Origin of the sequence: Streptomyces sp. HP-A2021, from assembly GCF_022807935.1 — a bacterium.
Classification (GTDB): domain Bacteria; phylum Actinomycetota; class Actinomycetes; order Streptomycetales; family Streptomycetaceae; genus Streptomyces; species Streptomyces afghaniensis.
The window spans coordinates 5477784-5494529 of record NZ_CP094344.1 but is presented as its reverse complement, the minus strand read 5'-3'; the positions used below and the strand labels follow the sequence as shown (position 1 = coordinate 5494529).

The 16746-nt window shown below is 71.7% G+C and carries 13 protein-coding genes and 1 pseudogene; 6 read left to right on the top strand and 8 right to left on the bottom strand.

Annotated features, from left to right (window positions below; translation table 11 throughout):
• Positions 1–51 precede the first annotated feature (51 nt).
• Positions 52–624: an RNA 2',3'-cyclic phosphodiesterase gene (gene thpR, locus MQE23_RS24925; protein ID WP_020273512.1), complete on the bottom strand. Its 573-nt coding sequence runs from the start codon at positions 622–624 to the stop codon at positions 52–54.
• Positions 625–649: 25 nt separating this feature from the next.
• On the opposite strand from thpR, the gene MQE23_RS24920 reads away from it, so the two are divergent.
• Entirely contained in the window at positions 650–1171 is a 522-nt protein-coding gene (locus MQE23_RS24920; protein WP_020273511.1) for a GNAT family N-acetyltransferase, read from the top strand.
• A 30-nt stretch (positions 1172–1201) separates the two neighbouring features.
• On the opposite strand, the gene MQE23_RS24915 is transcribed toward MQE23_RS24920, so the two are convergent.
• Positions 1202–2587: an MFS transporter gene (locus MQE23_RS24915; RefSeq protein WP_037670043.1), complete on the bottom strand. Its 1386-nt coding sequence runs from the start codon at positions 2585–2587 to the stop codon at positions 1202–1204.
• Positions 2588–2616: 29 nt separating this feature from the next.
• Entirely contained in the window at positions 2617–3054 is a 438-nt protein-coding gene (locus MQE23_RS24910) for a MarR family transcriptional regulator (protein ID WP_020273509.1), read from the bottom strand.
• A 154-nt stretch (positions 3055–3208) separates the two neighbouring features.
• Here MQE23_RS24910 and MQE23_RS24905 point away from each other — a divergent pair.
• Positions 3209–3382 (top strand): annotated as a pseudogene (locus tag MQE23_RS24905) (ribbon-helix-helix protein, CopG family); the annotation flags it as partial.
• A gap of 29 nt (positions 3383–3411) precedes the next feature.
• Here the strand turns inward: MQE23_RS24905 and MQE23_RS24900 are convergent.
• Complete coding sequence (locus tag MQE23_RS24900) at positions 3412–4863, bottom strand: NCS2 family permease (RefSeq protein WP_243380332.1); 1452 nt, start codon at positions 4861–4863, stop codon at positions 3412–3414.
• Between the two features lie 117 nt (positions 4864–4980).
• On the opposite strand from MQE23_RS24900, the gene MQE23_RS24895 reads away from it, so the two are divergent.
• The 3 genes from MQE23_RS24895 (at position 4981) to MQE23_RS24885 (ending at position 8760) form a co-directional block, all read left to right on the top strand.
• Complete coding sequence (locus MQE23_RS24895; protein ID WP_037670039.1) at positions 4981–5259, top strand: DUF2530 domain-containing protein; 279 nt, start codon at positions 4981–4983, stop codon at positions 5257–5259.
• Between the two features lie 118 nt (positions 5260–5377).
• Entirely contained in the window at positions 5378–6223 is an 846-nt protein-coding gene (locus MQE23_RS24890) for a methyltransferase domain-containing protein (RefSeq protein ID WP_243380331.1), read from the top strand.
• 143 nt (positions 6224–6366) lie between these two features.
• Positions 6367–8760: an HAD-IC family P-type ATPase gene (locus MQE23_RS24885; RefSeq protein ID WP_243380330.1), complete on the top strand. Its 2394-nt coding sequence runs from the start codon at positions 6367–6369 to the stop codon at positions 8758–8760.
• Positions 8761–8766: 6 nt separating this feature from the next.
• On the opposite strand, the gene MQE23_RS24880 is transcribed toward MQE23_RS24885, so the two are convergent.
• From MQE23_RS24880 to MQE23_RS24865, 4 genes are all read right to left on the bottom strand, one after another.
• Positions 8767–9621: a hypothetical protein gene (locus MQE23_RS24880; protein ID WP_020273503.1), complete on the bottom strand. Its 855-nt coding sequence runs from the start codon at positions 9619–9621 to the stop codon at positions 8767–8769.
• A gap of 214 nt (positions 9622–9835) precedes the next feature.
• Positions 9836–10702 carry a hypothetical protein gene (locus tag MQE23_RS24875; protein WP_037670036.1) on the bottom strand — a complete coding sequence of 289 codons (867 nt, stop codon included), beginning with the start codon at positions 10700–10702 and terminating at the stop codon, positions 9836–9838.
• Between the two features lie 173 nt (positions 10703–10875).
• On the bottom strand, positions 10876–14022 hold the full coding sequence (locus MQE23_RS24870) for a molecular chaperone Hsp90 (protein ID WP_243380329.1): 3147 nt from the start codon (positions 14020–14022) through the stop codon (positions 10876–10878).
• Between the two features lie 74 nt (positions 14023–14096).
• Positions 14097–15011 (bottom strand): DUF3027 domain-containing protein, encoded by a 915-nt coding sequence (locus MQE23_RS24865; protein WP_020273499.1) that lies wholly within the window; start codon positions 15009–15011, stop codon positions 14097–14099.
• 280 nt (positions 15012–15291) lie between these two features.
• Here MQE23_RS24865 and MQE23_RS24860 point away from each other — a divergent pair, with 280 nt between their 5' ends.
• Complete coding sequence (locus tag MQE23_RS24860; RefSeq protein ID WP_020273498.1) at positions 15292–16725, top strand: MFS transporter; 1434 nt, start codon at positions 15292–15294, stop codon at positions 16723–16725.
• Positions 16726–16746 lie beyond the last annotated feature (21 nt).

Genomic DNA, 16746 nt, shown 5'->3' with positions numbered 1-16746 from the left:
AGCACACCGGCCATGATCCGGTTGCGGGTTTTCGGGTCCACGCCACCGAGCCTAACCGGCGCCGCCGAGAGGCCAGCGGCCGACCACCTCGTATCGGGGCTGCTCCCCGGGGACCCCCGAGGTCGGCAGATTGCTCCGCACCAGCACCAGCTCCCGCACGGTCCAGGTCCGGCTCACGAACGTGTCCAGGACCTCGACACAGGCCCGGACATCGGAGGCCTCCCGGCTACGGGCCACGGTGAGGTGCGGCTTGTACCGCCGGTGTTCCCTCATCGGCACCCCGGCCTTCCGCGCCGCCGCCTCCACCCGCTCGGCCAGCAGCCGCAGGGTCGCCAGGTCGCCTTCGGCCCCGGTCCACAACGCCCGGCCGTGGCCGAACTGGCCGCCGCCCCGCACGGCCAGCGGAAAGGGGCCGGTACGGCGAGCGGCCCGCTCCAGCCGGGCCGACAGCTCCGGCAGGAGCCCGTCGTCGACCTCGCCGTAGAAGGCGAGGGTGAAGTGCCAGCCCGGGCGGCCGGTCCACCGCAGCCCGTCGGCCCCGGGCAGCTTGTGCAACGCGTCCACCACGGCACCGAGTTCGCGGATCACCCCGTCAGGGGGGAGCACGGCGGCGAAGAGTCTCATGACTCCAGCCTGGCACCATGAGGCCATGGAGATCACCATCAGAGAAGGCGGCCCCGACGACATTCCCGCGATACTCGGCATGCTCGACAGCTGCGTGGAGTGGCTGGTCTCGCAGGGGCGCACGGGGCAGTGGGGGACGAAGCCCTTGTCTCAGAGCCCGAAGACGGTCGAGTCGGTCGGCCGGTACATGGACGAGGGCAGCGTGTTCATGGCCGATGCCGACGGCGTCCCCGCCGCCACCCTCACCCTGACCGACTCGCCCGGCGCCTACCTGTCCCACCTCGCGCAGCCCGGCGAGCCCGAGCGGTACATCCACTGGCTCGCCTCCGACCGCCGCTTCAAGGGCCACGGCGTGGGCAGCGCGCTCCTCACGCACGCCGCCGAGGTGACCCGGCGGGCGGGGGTGGGCCTGTTGCGGGTCGACTGTTACGCCGGCGACGACGGCAAGCTCGTCCGCTACTACGAGGCCAACGGCTTCACCCGGACCGAGGCCTTCACGGTCGGCGAGGACAGCTGGCCGGGCCAGCTGCTGGCCAGGAGGGTGTGAGCCTCCCGGCCGGACACGCGCCGGGCCGACCTACGCCGCCGGAGCCAGCGCATCCTGCTGCTCCCGCGGGACGAACCGCACCCGTGGGTGGCCGTGGTGCCAGCCGACCGACAGGCGGAGGTTGCCGACGCGGGCCAGGATCAGGCCGATCACGGCCGCGGCGACTGCCGCGACGGCACCGCCGGCCGCGAGGCCGACCCGGGCGCCGTACGTGTCGGTGATCCAGCCGACGATCGGCGCGCCGACCGGGGAGCCGCCGAGGAAGACCATCATGTAGAGGGCCATGACACGGCCGCGCATGGCCGGGTCCGTGGACATCTGGATGCTGGTGTTCGTCGTGACGTTGACCGTCATGCCGAACAGGCCCAGCGGGACCATGAGCAGGGCGAACATCCACAGGGCGGGGGTGGTCGCCGCCAGCATCTCCAGCGCGCCGAAGACCATGGCCGCCGCGATCAGCAGCCGCAGCCGGGCCGTGCCGCGCCGGGCGGCGAGCAGCGCGCCCGCGACCGAGCCGACCGCCATCAGCGTGTTGAACATGCTGTAGGCGCCCGCGCCCGCGTGGAACACGTCGTCCGCGAAGGCCGAGAGGTAGACGGGGAAGTTGAAGGCGAAGGTGCCGACGAACCCGACCAGGACGATCGGCCAGATCAGCTCCGGGCGGCCGGTGACGTACCGCACGCCTTCCCGCAGCTGCCCCTTGCCGCGCGGGGCGCGCTCGACGACGTGCAGCTCGCGGGCGCGCATCAGCATCAGGCCGGTGAGCGGCGCGATGAAGGACAGGCCGTTGAAGAGGAACGCGTAGCCGGTGCCGACGCCGGTGATCAGTATGCCCGCGACGGCGGGGCCGACCAGGCGGGCGGACTGGAAGTTCGCCGAGTTCAGGCTGACCGCGTTCTGCAGCTGCCCCGGGCCGACCAGCTCGGAGACGAAGGACTGCCGGGCCGGATTGTCGACCACCGTGGCGAGACCGACGGCGAAGGCGGCGACGTACACGTGCCACACCTGGACGTGGCCGGTGAGGACGGCGACGGCGAGGGCGAGGGCGGTGAGGGCCATCGCCGACTGGGTGACGAGCAGGGTGGGCCGCTTGCGCAGCCGGTCGACGAGGACACCGCCGTAGAGGCCGAAGAGCAGCATCGGCAGGAACTGGAGTGCCGTCGTTATGCCGACGGCCGCAGAGGAGCCGGTGAGGCTGAGCACCAGCCAGTCCTGGGCGATGCGCTGCATCCAGGTGCCGATGTTGGAGACGACCTGCCCCATGAAGAACAGGCGGTAGTTCCTGACCTTCAGGGAGGAGAACATCGAGGACTTGCGGACCGGCCGGGCGTCGTCGGAGGGGCGTGTGTCGGAGGTGGGCGGGGAATCGTGGGGGTCAGGTGCGGGGGCGGAAGCTGCTCCGGGTCCCGAACTCAAAGAATTCGCCTCCTTGCGACGACTGCTGCTTACAGATGCGCGAGTTTCTCCAGCACGGGGGCGGCGGCGCGCAGTTTCGCCCACTCGTCCTCGTCGAGGTTTTCCACCAAAGTGGCCAGGAACGCGTTCCGCTTGCGGCGGCTCTCCTCGAGCATCGCTTCGGCCTGCTCGGTGCGCGTCACGACCTTCTGGCGCCGGTCCTCGGGGTGCGGCTCCAGACGGACCAGTCCCTTGGACTCCAGCAGCGCCACGATGCGGGTCATCGAGGGCGGCTGGACATGCTCCTTGCGGGCGAGCTCACCCGGGGTGGCCCTGCCGCACAGGGACAGGGTGCCGAGCACCGACATCTCGGTGGGGCTGAGCGACTCGTCGACCCGTTGGTGCTTGAGCCGACGGGACAGCCGCATCACGGCGGATCGGAGGGAGTTCACGGCGGCTACGTCGTCGCCATGGCTGAGGTCCGGCATGTTCTTTAGCGTAACTCATTACTCTCGCTAAGGACCACCCGGGGCGCGCGCGGATGCCCGTGACCCTGGCCACTGAACCGTGACATCACTCATATGGGTGATCCGACGGCGGAACGTGACACACCGGACCGAAGGGTGCCGCGACCCTTCGGTCATGGGGACCAGCGTGTTCAGCCTGCGAATAGACCACGAGCTGCTTGAGCGGCTCCGGCACCATGCCGCGAAAAGGGGAATGAGCGTCCAGGACTATGTCGTCCGGACGCTCATTCGCGATGACTTCGACCAGCGGTTCCAGGCCGCCGTCGAGGAGACGGAGAGGTTCTACGGGTCACCCGGCTCGGGCGACGAGGATCCGGATCAGGTCAGACCCAGCGCCGGCATCAGGTAGTAGAACGCGAACACCGCCGCCACCGCGTACATCGCCGTCGGCACCTCCCGGCCCCGCCCGGCCGCCAACCGCAGCACCACGAAGGTGATGAAGCCCATGCCGATGCCGTTGGTGATCGAGTAGGTGAACGGCATCATCAGCATCGTCACGAAGGCCGGGATGGCGATCGTGTGGTCCGCCCAGTCGATCTCCCTGACCGAGCCGGCCAGGATCAGGAAGCCGACCGCGAGCAGGGCCGGGGTGGCCGCCTGGGAGGGCACCATCGTGGCGACCGGCGTCAGGAAGAGCGCGACGGCGAAGAGGCCGCCGGTGACGACGTTCGCGAGGCCGGTGCGCGCACCCTCGCCGACGCCGGCCGTGGACTCGACGAAGGCGGTGGTCGCCGAGGAGGAGCTGGCACCGCCGGCGGCGACCGCGAGACCGTCGACGAACAGCACCTTGTTGATGCCGGGCATCTGCCCCTGCGCGTCGGTCAGCTTCGCCTCGTCGGAGACGCCCATGATCGTGCCCATCGCGTCGAAGAAGCACGACAGCAGCACGGTGAAGACGAACAGCACACCGGTCAGCACACCGACCTTCTCGAAGCCGCCGAACAGGCTGACCTGCCCGACCAGCCCGAAGTCGGGGCTCGCGACCGGGCTGCCGGGCCACTTCGGGGTGGTCAGACCCCAGCTCGGCACCTTGGCCACGGCCTCGACGACCACGGCCACGACCGTCATGGCGACGATCGAGATCAGGATCGCGCCGGAGACCTTGCGGACGATCAGCGCGAGGGTGAGCAGGACACCCAGGACGAAGACGAGGACCGGCCAGCCGTTGAGGTGACCGTCGCCGCCGAGCTGGAGTGGCACGGTGGTCTGGGCGGCGTCCGGGATCCGGGAGACGAAACCGGCGTCGACGAGACCGATCAGCATGATGAACAGGCCGATGCCGATGGAGATGGCCTTGCGCAGCCCGTAGGGCACGGCGTTCATCACGCGCTCGCGCAGGCCCGTGGCGACCAGCAGCATGACGACGAACCCGGCGAGGACCACCATGCCCATCGCGTCCGGCCAGGACATGCGCGGGGCGAGCTGGAGGGCGACGACCGAGTTCACCCCGAGGCCGGCGGCGAGGGCGATCGGCACATTGCCGATGACGCCCATGAGGAGGGTGGTGAGCGCGGCCGTGAGGGCCGTCGCGGTGACCAGCTGTCCGTTGTCGAGCTGGTGACCGTACATGTCCTTGGCGCTGCCGAGGATGATCGGGTTCAGCACGATGATGTAGGCCATCGCGAAGAAGGTGGCGAGGCCGCCCCGGACCTCACGGGACAGCGTGCTGCCCCGCTCGGAGATCCGGAAGAAGCGGTCGAGTGCGCCGTACGTGGGCCCGGCTCCCGGCTGTTCAGGGGCGGGGACCTTGGCGGGAGCCGAGGAGGACATGTGTTTGGTGTTTCCTACGAAGAGAAGTGGTCAGACACAAACCGTTTCAGTATGAACATATAAGGCCGCGATCGCACATCTGCGCGCGTAGACCTGATCGCCTCGTAAGCTGTCCCCATGGCGAAATGGACCCCCAGACACGAGGCGCCGGAGCCCCTGGAGGGCCCCGTGGTCGCCACCGTCACCGGCGGCACGATCCTCTGGTTCGTCCTCTTCCTGGTCCAGGTCCCCTTCTACGGCTGGTTCGACGACCACGGCCACACCTGGTGGGTGTGGACCTGCCTGGCCGGCGGCGGCCTGGGGCTGATCGGCATCTGGTACGTCCGCAGGCGCGATGCCGCGATCAAGCGGGCGGCGGCCCAGCAGGACGTGACGCCGACTCCGGCGGCCGAGTAGGCACGTTCCTGCCCGCTTCCCGGCGAGACACGCAGCCGTCCCCTCCCTACTCTCGGAGAAAGGCGGCAAAACGCCCGGAATCGTCGCGGCCGCCGCCCCACCGGTGAGGAGCGCAGCCATGACGACGCAGAACAGCGCGACCGAGGCCGACCGGGCCCTGAAGGCCAAGCACCGGGCGATGTGGGCGCAGGGCGACTACCCGTCCCTGGCCGCCGAGGTCATCCCCAGCCTCGGGGCGGTCCTGGTGGAGGCGTGCGGGGTGCGTTCCGGCCAGCGGGTGCTGGACGTGGGCGCGGGCAGCGGCAACGCCGCGATCCCGGCGGCCCTGGCCGGCGCGGACGTGGTCGCCTCGGACCTGACCCCGGAGCTGTTCGAGGCCGGCCGCCGCGTGGCCGGGCAGCAGGGCGTGGAGCTGAGCTGGCAGGAGGCCGACGCCGAGGCGCTGCCCTTCGGCGACGCCGAGTTCGACACCGTGCTGTCCTGCGTCGGGGTGATGTTTGCACCGCACCACCAGCAGGCCGCCGGCGAATTCGTCCGGGTCTGCCGTCCGGGCGGCACCATCGGCCTGCTGAACTGGACGCCGCAGGGCTTCATCGGCCGGATGTTCGCCACGATGAAGCCGTACGCGCCGCCGCCCCCGCCGGGCGCGCAGCCGCCCCCGCTGTGGGGAGACGAGGACCATGTGCGCGCGCTCCTCGGCGACCGGGTCACGGACGTGCGCGCCGAGCGCCGGACCGTACGGGTCGACCGCTTCGAGACGCCCGAGGCGTTCCGCGACTACTTCAAGGAGCGCTACGGCCCCACGATCACCGTCTACAAGAACATCGCCGGGGACCCCGAGCGCACCGCCGCCCTGGACCGCGACCTGGCGGACCTCGCCCGCGACGGCGATCTGAGCACGGGCGGGGGCGGGACCGTCCTGGAGTGGGAGTACCTGCTGTGCACCGCGCGGCGGGCCGGCTGACACCGCGGGTGGCACCAGGGTCCGACGGCGATCCGAGGGCGTACAACTGCCGTACGACCAGGGCACGACGTCCGTCGTTCCCAGGTCGGATCTTCCCCGCATTCGGCAGGTGAAGCGGCAAATCCGCACGTACCGTCGAATGCATGACGCATCTCGACGCGGGTGCCCGGCCCGACTCCACACGGCCGGTGACGGTCACCTCACGCGAGACCGGCCTGACCTCGGCTCAGGTCGCCGAGCGGGTGGAGCGCGGCCAGGTCAACGACGTGCCGGTGCGCAGCAGCCGGTCCACCGTCGACATCGTCCGCGCGAACGTCTTCACCCGCTTCAACGCGATCATCGGCGTGCTGTGGCTGATCATGCTGGTCGTCGCGCCGATCCAGGACAGCCTGTTCGGCTTCGTGATCCTCGCCAACACCGGTATCGGGATCGTCCAGGAGTGGCGGGCGAAGAAGACGCTGGACTCGCTCGCGCTGATCGGTGAGGTGCGTCCCACCGTCCGCCGGGACGGGGCCTCCGGCCAGGTCAGCACCTCCGAGATCGTCCTCGACGACCTGATCGAGATCGGGCCCGGCGACAAGGTCGTCGTCGACGGTGTCTGTGCCGAGGCCGACGGGCTGGAGATCGACGAGTCGCTGCTGACGGGCGAGGCGGACCCGGTCGTCAAACGCCCCGGCGACCAGGTGATGTCGGGCAGCTTCGTGGTCGCGGGCGGCGGGGCCTTCCAGGCCACGAAGGTCGGGCGGGAGGCGTATGCCGCGCAGCTCGCGGAGGAGGCGTCCCGGTTCACCCTCGTCCAGTCCGAGCTGCGCTCCGGCATCTCCACGATCCTCAAGTACGTCACGTGGATGATGGTCCCGACCGCGATCGGCCTGATCATCAGCCAGCTGTTCGTGAAGGAGAACGCCTTCGACGACTCCGTCGCCCGCACGGTCGGCGGCATCGTCCCGATGGTCCCCGAGGGGCTGGTGCTGCTCACCTCGGTCGCCTTCGCCATCGGCGTCATCCGCCTCGGCCGCAAGCAGTGCCTCGTCCAGGAGCTGCCCGCGATCGAGGGGCTGGCCCGGGTCGACACGGTCTGCCTCGACAAGACCGGCACCCTCACCGAGGGCGGCATGGTCGTCACCGAGCTGCGGCACCTGCAGGGCGCCGACGAGACGTACGTACGCCGGGTGCTCGGCGCCCTCGGCGCGTCCGACCCCCGGCCGAACGCCTCGCTCAAGGCGATCATCGACGCCTACCCGGCCGCCGAGGACTGGCGCTGCACCCGGGCGCTGCCGTTCTCCTCGGCCCGCAAGTACAGCGGCGCCGCGTTCGCCGAGGCCGAGGGGGAGACCAGCACCTGGCTGCTCGGGGCGCCGGACGTGCTGCTGCCCGAGGACGACCCGGCCCTCGCCGAGACCGGGCGGCTGAACGAGCAGGGCCTGCGGGTGCTGCTGCTCGCCCGGGTCGACCGGGACCTCGACGACCCGGAGGTGGCCGAGGGAGCGAAGCCCGTCGCGCTGGTGGTCCTGGAACAGCGGCTGCGGCCGGACGCGGCCGAGACGCTGCGCTACTTCGCCGACCAGAACGTGGCCGCCAAGGTCATCTCCGGCGACAACGCGGTGTCGGTCGGCGCGGTCGCGTCCAAGCTGGGGCTGTCCGGCGCCACGGTGGACGCGCGCCGGCTGCCCGCCGAGCAGGACGGCATGGCCCGGGCCCTCGACGACGGCACGGTGTTCGGGCGGGTCACCCCGCAGCAGAAGCGGAACATGGTGGGCGCGCTGCAGTCCCGGGGACACACGGTCGCGATGACGGGCGACGGGGTGAACGACGTCCTCGCCCTGAAGGACGCCGACATCGGCGTCGCGATGGGCTCCGGCTCGGAGGCGACCCGGGCGGTCGCGCAGATCGTGCTGCTGAACAACAGCTTCGCGACACTGCCGTCGGTGGTGGCGGAGGGCCGCCGGGTCATCGGCAACATCACGCGGGTCGCGACCCTGTTCCTCGTCAAGACGGTCTACTCGGTGCTGCTGGCGATCCTGGTGGTCTGCTCGCAGGTCGAGTACCCGTTCCTGCCGCGCCACCTGACCCTGCTCTCGACCCTGACGATCGGCGTCCCGGCCTTCTTCCTCGCGCTCGCGCCCAACAAGGAGCGGGCGAAGCCGAACTTCGTGCGGCGGGTGATGCGGTACGCGATCCCGGGCGGGGTGGTGGCCGCGCTGGCGACCTTCGCGACGTACCTGATCGCCGGGGAGCACTACACGGGCGCGGGGGCGCTGGACGCGGAGACCAGCGCCGCGACGCTCACGCTGTTCCTCATCTCGATGTGGGTCCTGGCGATCATCGCCCGCCCCTACACCTGGTGGCGGATCGCCCTGGTGGCGGCGATGGGCGGGGCGTTCCTGCTGGTCCTCGTCGTGCCGTGGCTCCAGCACTTCTTCGCGCTGAAGCTGGTCGGCATGACGATGCCGTGGCTGGCGGTCGGTATCGCGGTGGGGGCGGCGGCCACCCTGGAACTCACCTGGAGGTGGGTGGACCGCCGCTTCCCGGCGTAGCCGGAGTTACCTCACGTCGACGTAGTCGCCCGTGGCGTTGACCGCCGGGGTGGTCGTGGTGCCGGCGAAGCTGAAGCGCCAGTAGCCGTCGTACGTCGCGGTGGCGGTGGCCTTCAAGTTGCCGTACTGGTCGGAGTACACCGTCTTGACCGTGGTGTACGTGCTGGTGCCCGCCTTGCGGAACTGGAGCTTGACCGGCTGGTTGGTGTAGCCGTGGTAGGCGTTGTCCTCCCAGTTGGCGCGGGACAGCTTGCCGGTGGACGTGATGGTCTTGCCCTTGTAGACGGGCTCGGGGCCGGCGTTGACGGTCAGCTTGGAGTAGCGCTGCACCTTGGTGCTGCCCAGGCCGCCCTGCATCTTCTCGTCGCCGTTGCTGGTGACGGCGAGGGCGCCGGCGCCCCAGGTGCCGGCGTCGGAGTTCCACAGATCGCCGTCGGCCGGGCGGATGTTGATCACGCCCTTGCAGTTGAGGACGGTCGACGAGGCGGCGGTGCAGGTGGCCGGGTCGTCACTGATGAGGACGTTGTCCGCGGTGTCCAGCGAGGAGCCGTGGTAGATCAGCGGGCCGGTGGCGAAGTTGTCCGAGCTGGTGTCCAGGTCGGCGGCGTGGGTCACGGTGTAGGTGACCGGGAAGCTGACCACGTTCGTGGTGCCGACGACGATGTTCTTGCCGCTGTTGACCTTGACGTTGGAGAAGGTGACGTCGAGGGTCGACGCGGTGGTGCCCGAGTCGGCGTCGGCCGAGGCGGAGCTGAAGGCCGCCTTGCCGGACGGCGCGTCGGCGGCCTGCGCGGCCGGAACGACGAGGGCGGAAAGGGCCAGGGCGCCTGCGACGGCGGCCACGGTGGCTCGGATGTGCATGTGTTCCCCAGGTGGAGAAGTGATCTAGGAGTCTGTTGACTCGGGTGATCAGATCCACGAGCCCGGGAACAGGTTGTACGCCCCGTTCCGGTTTTGCCGCCGCATCCCCAATGTTTGACCCGGGCATGAGACTTGGGACAGGAGACGTACGGAACCGCCGGTCCCGGAACGGATTCCGGGGCCGGCGGTGTGGTCCGTGTCGTGCGGGACGGTGTTATCGCACGTCGACGAAGTCACCCGTGGCGTTGACGGCCGGGGTGGTCGTCGTGCCCGCGAAGGAGTAGCGGAAGTAGCCGTCGGTGGCGGCCTTGACGGTGGTCTTCAGCTCACCCGTGCTGTTCGACGTGATGGTCTTCACCGTGGAGTAGGTGTCGGAACCCTTCTTGCGGAACTGCAGCTTCACCGGCTGGTTGGTGTAGCCGTGGTACTTGTGGTCCTCCCAGTTGGCCCGGGAGAGCTTGCCGGTGACGGTGATGGTCTTGCCCTTGGTCACCGGCTCCGGGGAGGCGTTGACCGTCAGCTTCGAGGCACGCTGGACCTTGGCGGTCTTGTAGGCGTCGCGGATGACGTAGTCACCGTCGTTGCCGATGGCGCCGACCCACACCTTCCAGGTGCCGGCCAGGATGTTGCTGTAGAGGTCCACGGCCGGGTCGGCGGTGAGCGTCACCTTGCAGGTGGCGGTGGTGGCACTGGAGTTGGTGCAGTCGCCGACGAACTCCTGGTCCAGGCCCTCCGGGACGAGCGCCCCGTCGGCGGTGTCCGGGTCCGAGCCGTGCCACAGGACGGGGTAGGCGTCGTAGATGCCCTCCGGGTCGGTGGCCGTCACGGAGACGGTGAAGGACTTCTTGACGGTCGTGCCGACAACGATGTTCTTGCCGCCGTTGACGGTCACGCTCGTGATCTTCGTGTCGCCCTCGCCCTCGTCCGTCGGGCCGGCGGCCGCGAACGGCGTGGCCTTCGAGGTGGAGGGGACCAGCGAGGCCAGGTTCGGCATGTGGTCGTCCGCCTGCGCGGCGGGGACGGCCAGGGCGGAAAGGGCCAGGGCACCGGTGACGGCGGCCACAGTGGCTCGGATACGCATGCGTTCTCCAGGTGGAGAGGGGCCCCGGCGCTCGTCGTCGGCTCCTGGGGCCCAAGTGATCGTGGAGTCTGTTGACTCACGTGATCAGATTCGCGAGCCATGCGCATGGTTGTACGACAGGTGAAAAATTTGTGCGGGGATTTTCACCGAACGGCCAAACGCCATGGCGCGCTTCAGTCGAACCACCGGTCCCGCGCCAGCTCCTCCGTCCGCGACGGATCCTCCAGCAGCGCCGCCACCTCGAACCGCCGCGGCCACTGCCCCGCCGCCCAGGAGAGCCCCGCGGCGACGCCCTCCAGCGTGGCGGCGTGCAGGACGCCGTCGTCGGTGAGCCGCCAGTCGATCTCCACGCCGTCGACGACGAGTTCCTCGTGCTCGAGGTAGGAGGAGGGAGTGCGGGGGCCGAGCAGGACGCGGACGGAGTCCGGGACGTCGTGTTCGGTGCCCTCGGAGGTGACCTGGCCCGTGACCGACTCGCTCAGGCGCCGTACCTGGAAGAGTTCGGCCAGGTCGGCGGCCCGGGACGGGCGGACCGGCAGCAGGGGGACGCCCGCGGTGAAGGGCAGCAGGTCCGGTGAGTCGCACACCACGGCGTCGGCCGCGTCCACGACCTCCACCCGGCCGTCGATGACGGCACGCAGCTCGTCCGGCAGGGTCACCTGCTCCGGGTCCAGTTCGGCCAGGGCCCCGTACAGCGCGTGCAGTTGGGCGTCCGTCACCTCGCGTTCCGGGTCGGCGAGCCGGTCGAGGAGTTCGGCGGCGCCGCCGGGCTCGTCCAGCAGCGCGGCCACGGATGTCCGTACGCCCAGCGCGCGCAGCACCTGCTCGTCCTCGAAGCCGGTCGCGTCGGCCTCCTCGTACAGGCCGCGCAGCAGCGGGTCGCCGCCGGCGGCCCGCAGCCCGGCCGGGCGGCGGCCGTCCAGGACCGGGTTCCCGCGCAGCCACCACGCCGTGTACGGCCGTACGACCTCGTGCGTGCCGTCCGGCAGCAGGACGCGCACGGTCTGGACGATCGCGTCCCGCAGGGGCGGCTGCGACAGCAGGGACAGGGCCTGGGACCACTTGTCCTCGTCGACCAGGTCCAGATCCCGTACGGCGATGATCTCGGTCGCGACCGGCGGCACCGGGCTGTCCGGGAAACGGTCGAGGACGTCCTCCGCCCACACGTCGACCGCGTCCAGCAGGCCCGGGTCGTCGGGCTCGGCGAAGTCGCCCTCGCGCGGCTCCAGTTCGTCGGGGTCGAGGACGACGTCGGTGGCGCGGACGAGCGCGAAGTTCACCAGCACCCCGCAGGCGGCCAGCGGCTGCTCGCCCCACTTCGAGGCCAGCTCGGCGTCCACCGCGGCCAGTTCGCCCTCGCGCATGACCTGGGCGAACGGGCCGCCGGGGAAGACGAGTTCGCAGGCCGGGGCCGGTTCGCCGTCCTCGTCGGGCAGCGCGAGCGCGCCGAGCCAGGGCTCGTCACCGGGCTCCAGACCGGCGTCCCGCACCAACGCGAGGACGGTGTCGGCCAGTTCCTCCGCGTCGAGGGTGTCCTCCTCCCACAGCGCGCCGCCCTCGTCGTCGAGCGACGCGGCGACGGCGGCCCTGACCTGCGGGGTGGTGAGCACGGCACGCGGGGTCGCGGGCAGGGCGCCCAGCTTCTCCAGGATCGGGTGCGCGGCGTCCGGATGGGCGACCTTCAGACCGAGCCGGGCCAGGGTCTCCGGGTCGATACCGGTGGCGTCGGGGCTGGGCAGCAGGACCTGCCGGGGGCCGATCGTCGTACGGCCGTCCGCGAGCGGCACCGGCAGGCCCGACAGCCGGTCCGGGTCGACCCCGGCCAGGCTGTCGTAGAGCCGCCGCCACCAGCCGGGCTCCTTCTCCAGCCCGGCCAGCCGGTCGATCGCGTCGGTCAGCGGCACCCGGGCGACGCCCAGGGTGCGCAGCTCCGCCCGGCGTTCGAGACCGGCGGGCAGCAGCGTGGGCAGCACCTCGGCGAGCACCCGCACCGTGTCCGCGCCCGCGCCCTCGACGACCTCGGCGTCCCGGGGCCGCAGCGACTCGGGCAGCTCGTCGCCGTCGTGCTCGCGGCGCTCGACGGCGGGCGGCAGGAACGACGTGCGCGGCAGCCGCTCCAGGATCGCCCGGCGCAGGGCACCGTCCAGCTCGCCCTTGCCGAGCGGGCCGGGCACGAGGTCGATGAGCCCGGCCGTCACCGGCTGCCAGTCGCCGAGGAGTCCGGCGTAGGAGTCGGCGGCGCGCTGGATCAGGAAGTCGGTCAGCGGGCCGGGGGCGGCGTGCCGACGGGTGGAGTCCAGCGGGAACGAGGCGATGAGCAGGGCGGGGACGCCGAGCGGCTCGTCGCTGGGGGTGGGGGCGTGCACGACCGGGCTGGTGCGGGGCCGGGCCGGGCTGCCGTCGGAGTCCACGGGCACGGCCCAGGTGACCGACCAGTGGGGGCGCAGCCGCTCCTCGACGGGCCGGTCGGTGAGCAGCTCGGGGGTGAGGGGGCCGTGGGCGGCGGCGGTGCGCCAGTAGGTGACGCCGTCGCCGGAGTCGTCGACGACGGTGAAGGGGCCGTCGGTGCGGCGGGAGAGCGTCCGGGGGCTCTCGCCGTTGATCTCGACGACGACCTCTTCCAGGCCGGCGAGGGTGAGCAGGAGCGCGTCGTCGACCGCCCGCAACAGCCGTTCGGCGAGGTCGGCGGCGGGGGTGTCGCGCAGCGGCAGGATGACGGCGGTGTCGTACGGGTCGGGGGCGGTGCCCTCGGCGGCGAACGGCAGCCGCAGCAGCGGTACGTGACCGTCGCGCCGCCGGACCTCGTCCCCGAGGCCGGGGCTGTGCCGGGCGGTGTCGGCGGCCAGTTCCCGGGCCTCGGCCAGGGACCAGCGCACGCCGCCGTGCCGGCCGACGACGGCGGGCTCGTCGGTGACGGCGAGGACGGCGGCGAACCCGACGCCGAACCGCCCGACGGCCTGCTCGTGGGTCTCCCGCTTCGCGGAGGCACGCAGCGTGGACAGCGACTCCACGCCGGCCGCGTCCAGCGGCGCGCCGGTGTTCGCGGCGACGAGCACCCCGTCACGCAGGGTGAGCCGCAACCGCCCCGGCACCCCTGCCCGGGCCGCCGCGTCGGCGGCGTTCTGCGCGAGTTCGACGACGAGCCGGTCCCGGTACCCGCCGAGGACGAGATCCTCCTCGGCGTTGGCGTCCTCACGGAACCGGGCGGGGCTGGTGGCCCAGGCGTCCAGCACCCCACGCCGCAGACGTGCCGTACCGAACGGATCGGCACCCTCGGCGGCGGGCCGCACGAACTTGCTGCTCACGTTCCTTCTCCTCATCGACGAGAGGACGAAGGTACCGCCTGGGGAGCGGGGCTGCGCGCGCCGTCCGGCCCCGGTTCAGCTCCCGGCGGCTACGAGTGGCCCAGTTCCTCCGTGTCCTCGTCCGCCGTCGCCGGGACCGAGCCCGAGTCCGACGCCGGGCGCAGGGGGAACGGGTCCACGCGGGTCTCGTCGATGACCGGCGGGGCCGGCTGGGGCGGCTTGGGCATGACCGCGGCCTCGGAGTGGCCGCCGCAGCCGTAGGCCAGGGAGACGACGCGGCCGTCGGCCGGGGAGAACTCGTTGGCGCAGACGCCGAAGGCCTGGCCCAGGGAACCGCCGATGCGGAGCAGGAAGCCGCAGCTCACGCAGGCGGCGGGGGCCGCCTGCGCCATCGGGGTCTTGGGACCGAAGGCTTCTTCCCAGCGGTCGGCCGCGATGTGCAGGCCGTAGCGGGACAGCACCCGGGCACGGCGCACGCCGAGTTCCTCGGCAACCGCCGCGATCGAGCCGCGGGCGGGCACGGCCAGGGGTCCCGCCGTGACCTCCGCGTCCTCGGCCTCCGCGAGTGCGGCCATCTCGTCGGAGACGACGGAGTTCGGCGGCGGCTCGTCCTCGCCGGTCCAGCCGGGCTCCAGACGCAGGTCCTCGGCGTCGGTGGGCAGCAGATCGCCCGGACCCATGTCGCCGGGGCGCAACCGCTCGCTCCACGGCACCCACTCGGGCGCGAGCACCGCGTCCGGGCCGGGCAGCAGCACCGCCTCGTCCACCGTGACGATCTTCGCCCGGGACGCCCGGGCCACGGTCACGGCCCAGCGCCAGCCCCGGTACCCGAGCTCCCGGCACTCGAAGAAGTGCGTGACAACGCGATCCCCCTCGGAGACCAGCCCCACGTGCTCGCCGACGATGCCGGGTGCCGCGGCCTCCTCGGCGGCGCCCCGTGCGAGGTCGACGGCCTCGGCGCACAGACGGTCAGGGGTGCGGCTTCGCGTTGTCGCTGCGCTCACAGGTATCGCTTCTCTCCATACGCCGTCTCACGTGTGCGCCACTCCCAGCGCCGGGGGCGGACGGAGCGGACCAGGGGACCGCGTCGACGTCCTTCATCCATTTTGCGGGATGGCTGAGATACGCACGCTACCCTTCCGCCCCACTTCGCGTACACCGACGGTCCTGACCGACGGCTCCGGCGACCGTACCGACCCGGCCCGCAACCCGGACAGTCACCCCACAGGCCCTATACACGCGGTAATGGCACTACCCACAGCCATCTCGGGGCACTATGACGTCGTGGCAGCCGCGAGGACGCCCCAGGGCGCCACCGGGACCGGTGGTTCGAAAGGGGTCAAGGGAAGCAGCCGACTGAGCGGACCGGGCCGTCTGGGCGGCTCCCTCCGCGCGGTCGGCCGTGCCCTGCACTCCCCGTTCACCGGCACCGCCCGCGGCATCCGCAAGGCCACCCACGCGCACGGCGCCGGCGAGTCCGGCCTCGGCAAGCTGATCGAGCTGCACGGCGTGAACGGCGCCGGAGACATGATGATCACCGTCGCCCTCGCCTCGACGGTGTTCTTCTCCGTGCCGACCGACGAGGCTCGCGGCCGGGTCGCGCTGTACCTCGCCATCACCATGGCGCCCTTCACCCTCCTCGCGCCGGTGATCGGCCCGCTCCTCGACCGCATCCCGCACGGCCGCCGGGCCGCGATGGCCGGGGCGATGCTGGCCCGGGCGCTGCTCGCGCTCATCCTGTCCGGCGCGGTCGTCAGCGGCAGCCTCCAGCTGTATCCGGCGGCGCTCGGCGTCCTCGTCGCCTCGAAGGCGTACGGGGTGGTCAGAAGCGCCGTCGTGCCCCGGCTGCTGCCGCCGGGCTTCTCCCTGGTGAAGGCCAACTCGCGCGTCACCCTCGGCGGGCTCCTCGCCACCGGCATCGCCGCGCCGGTCGGCGCCGGTCTCCAGCAGATCGGGCCGCGCTGGCCGCTCTACGGCGCCTTCCTGATCTTCGTAGCAGGGACGTTCCTGTCGTTCACGCTGCCGCCGAACGTCGACTCCGCCAAGGGCGAGGACACGGCCCTGCTGGCCGCGGACGAGGAGCACCTGCACGGGCCGCACCGCCGTCCCGTCAAGCGCCCCGGGCTGCGCACGGTCGGCCCGGCCGTCACCCACGCCCTGGCCGCCAACGCCGCCATCCGCTGCCTCACCGGCTTCCTGATCTTCTTCCTCGCCTTCCTGCTGCGCGAGCATCCGATCTCCGGCCAGAGCGCCGCCGTGTCCCTGGGGACAGTGGGCGTGTCGGCCGGCGTCGGCAACGCGCTCGGTACGGCCGTGGGGGCGTGGCTCCGGTCCCGGGCGCCGGAGATCATCATCGTGACGGTCGTGGCGTGCGTGCTGGGCGCGGCGATCACGGCCGCGTTGTTCTTCAGCGCGGTGCTGGTGGCCTGCCTGGCCGCGATCGCCGGCTTCGCGCAGGCCCTGGCCAAGCTGTCGCTCGACGCGCTGATCCAGCGGGACGTGCCCGAACTGGTCCGCACGTCGGCCTTCGCCCGCTCCGAGACACTGCTCCAGATGTCCTGGGTGCTCGGCGGGGCGGTCGGCATCGCGATGCCGCTCAACGGCACGCTCGGGCTGGCGGTGGGCGCCGCGATCGTCGGCACGGGCTGGCTGACGACCGTGCGGGGGCTGATCGGCTCGGCCCGGCGCGGTGGTGCGGCACGGCCGCGCGTGGCGTAGCCGGACGGGCACGCCGTACCC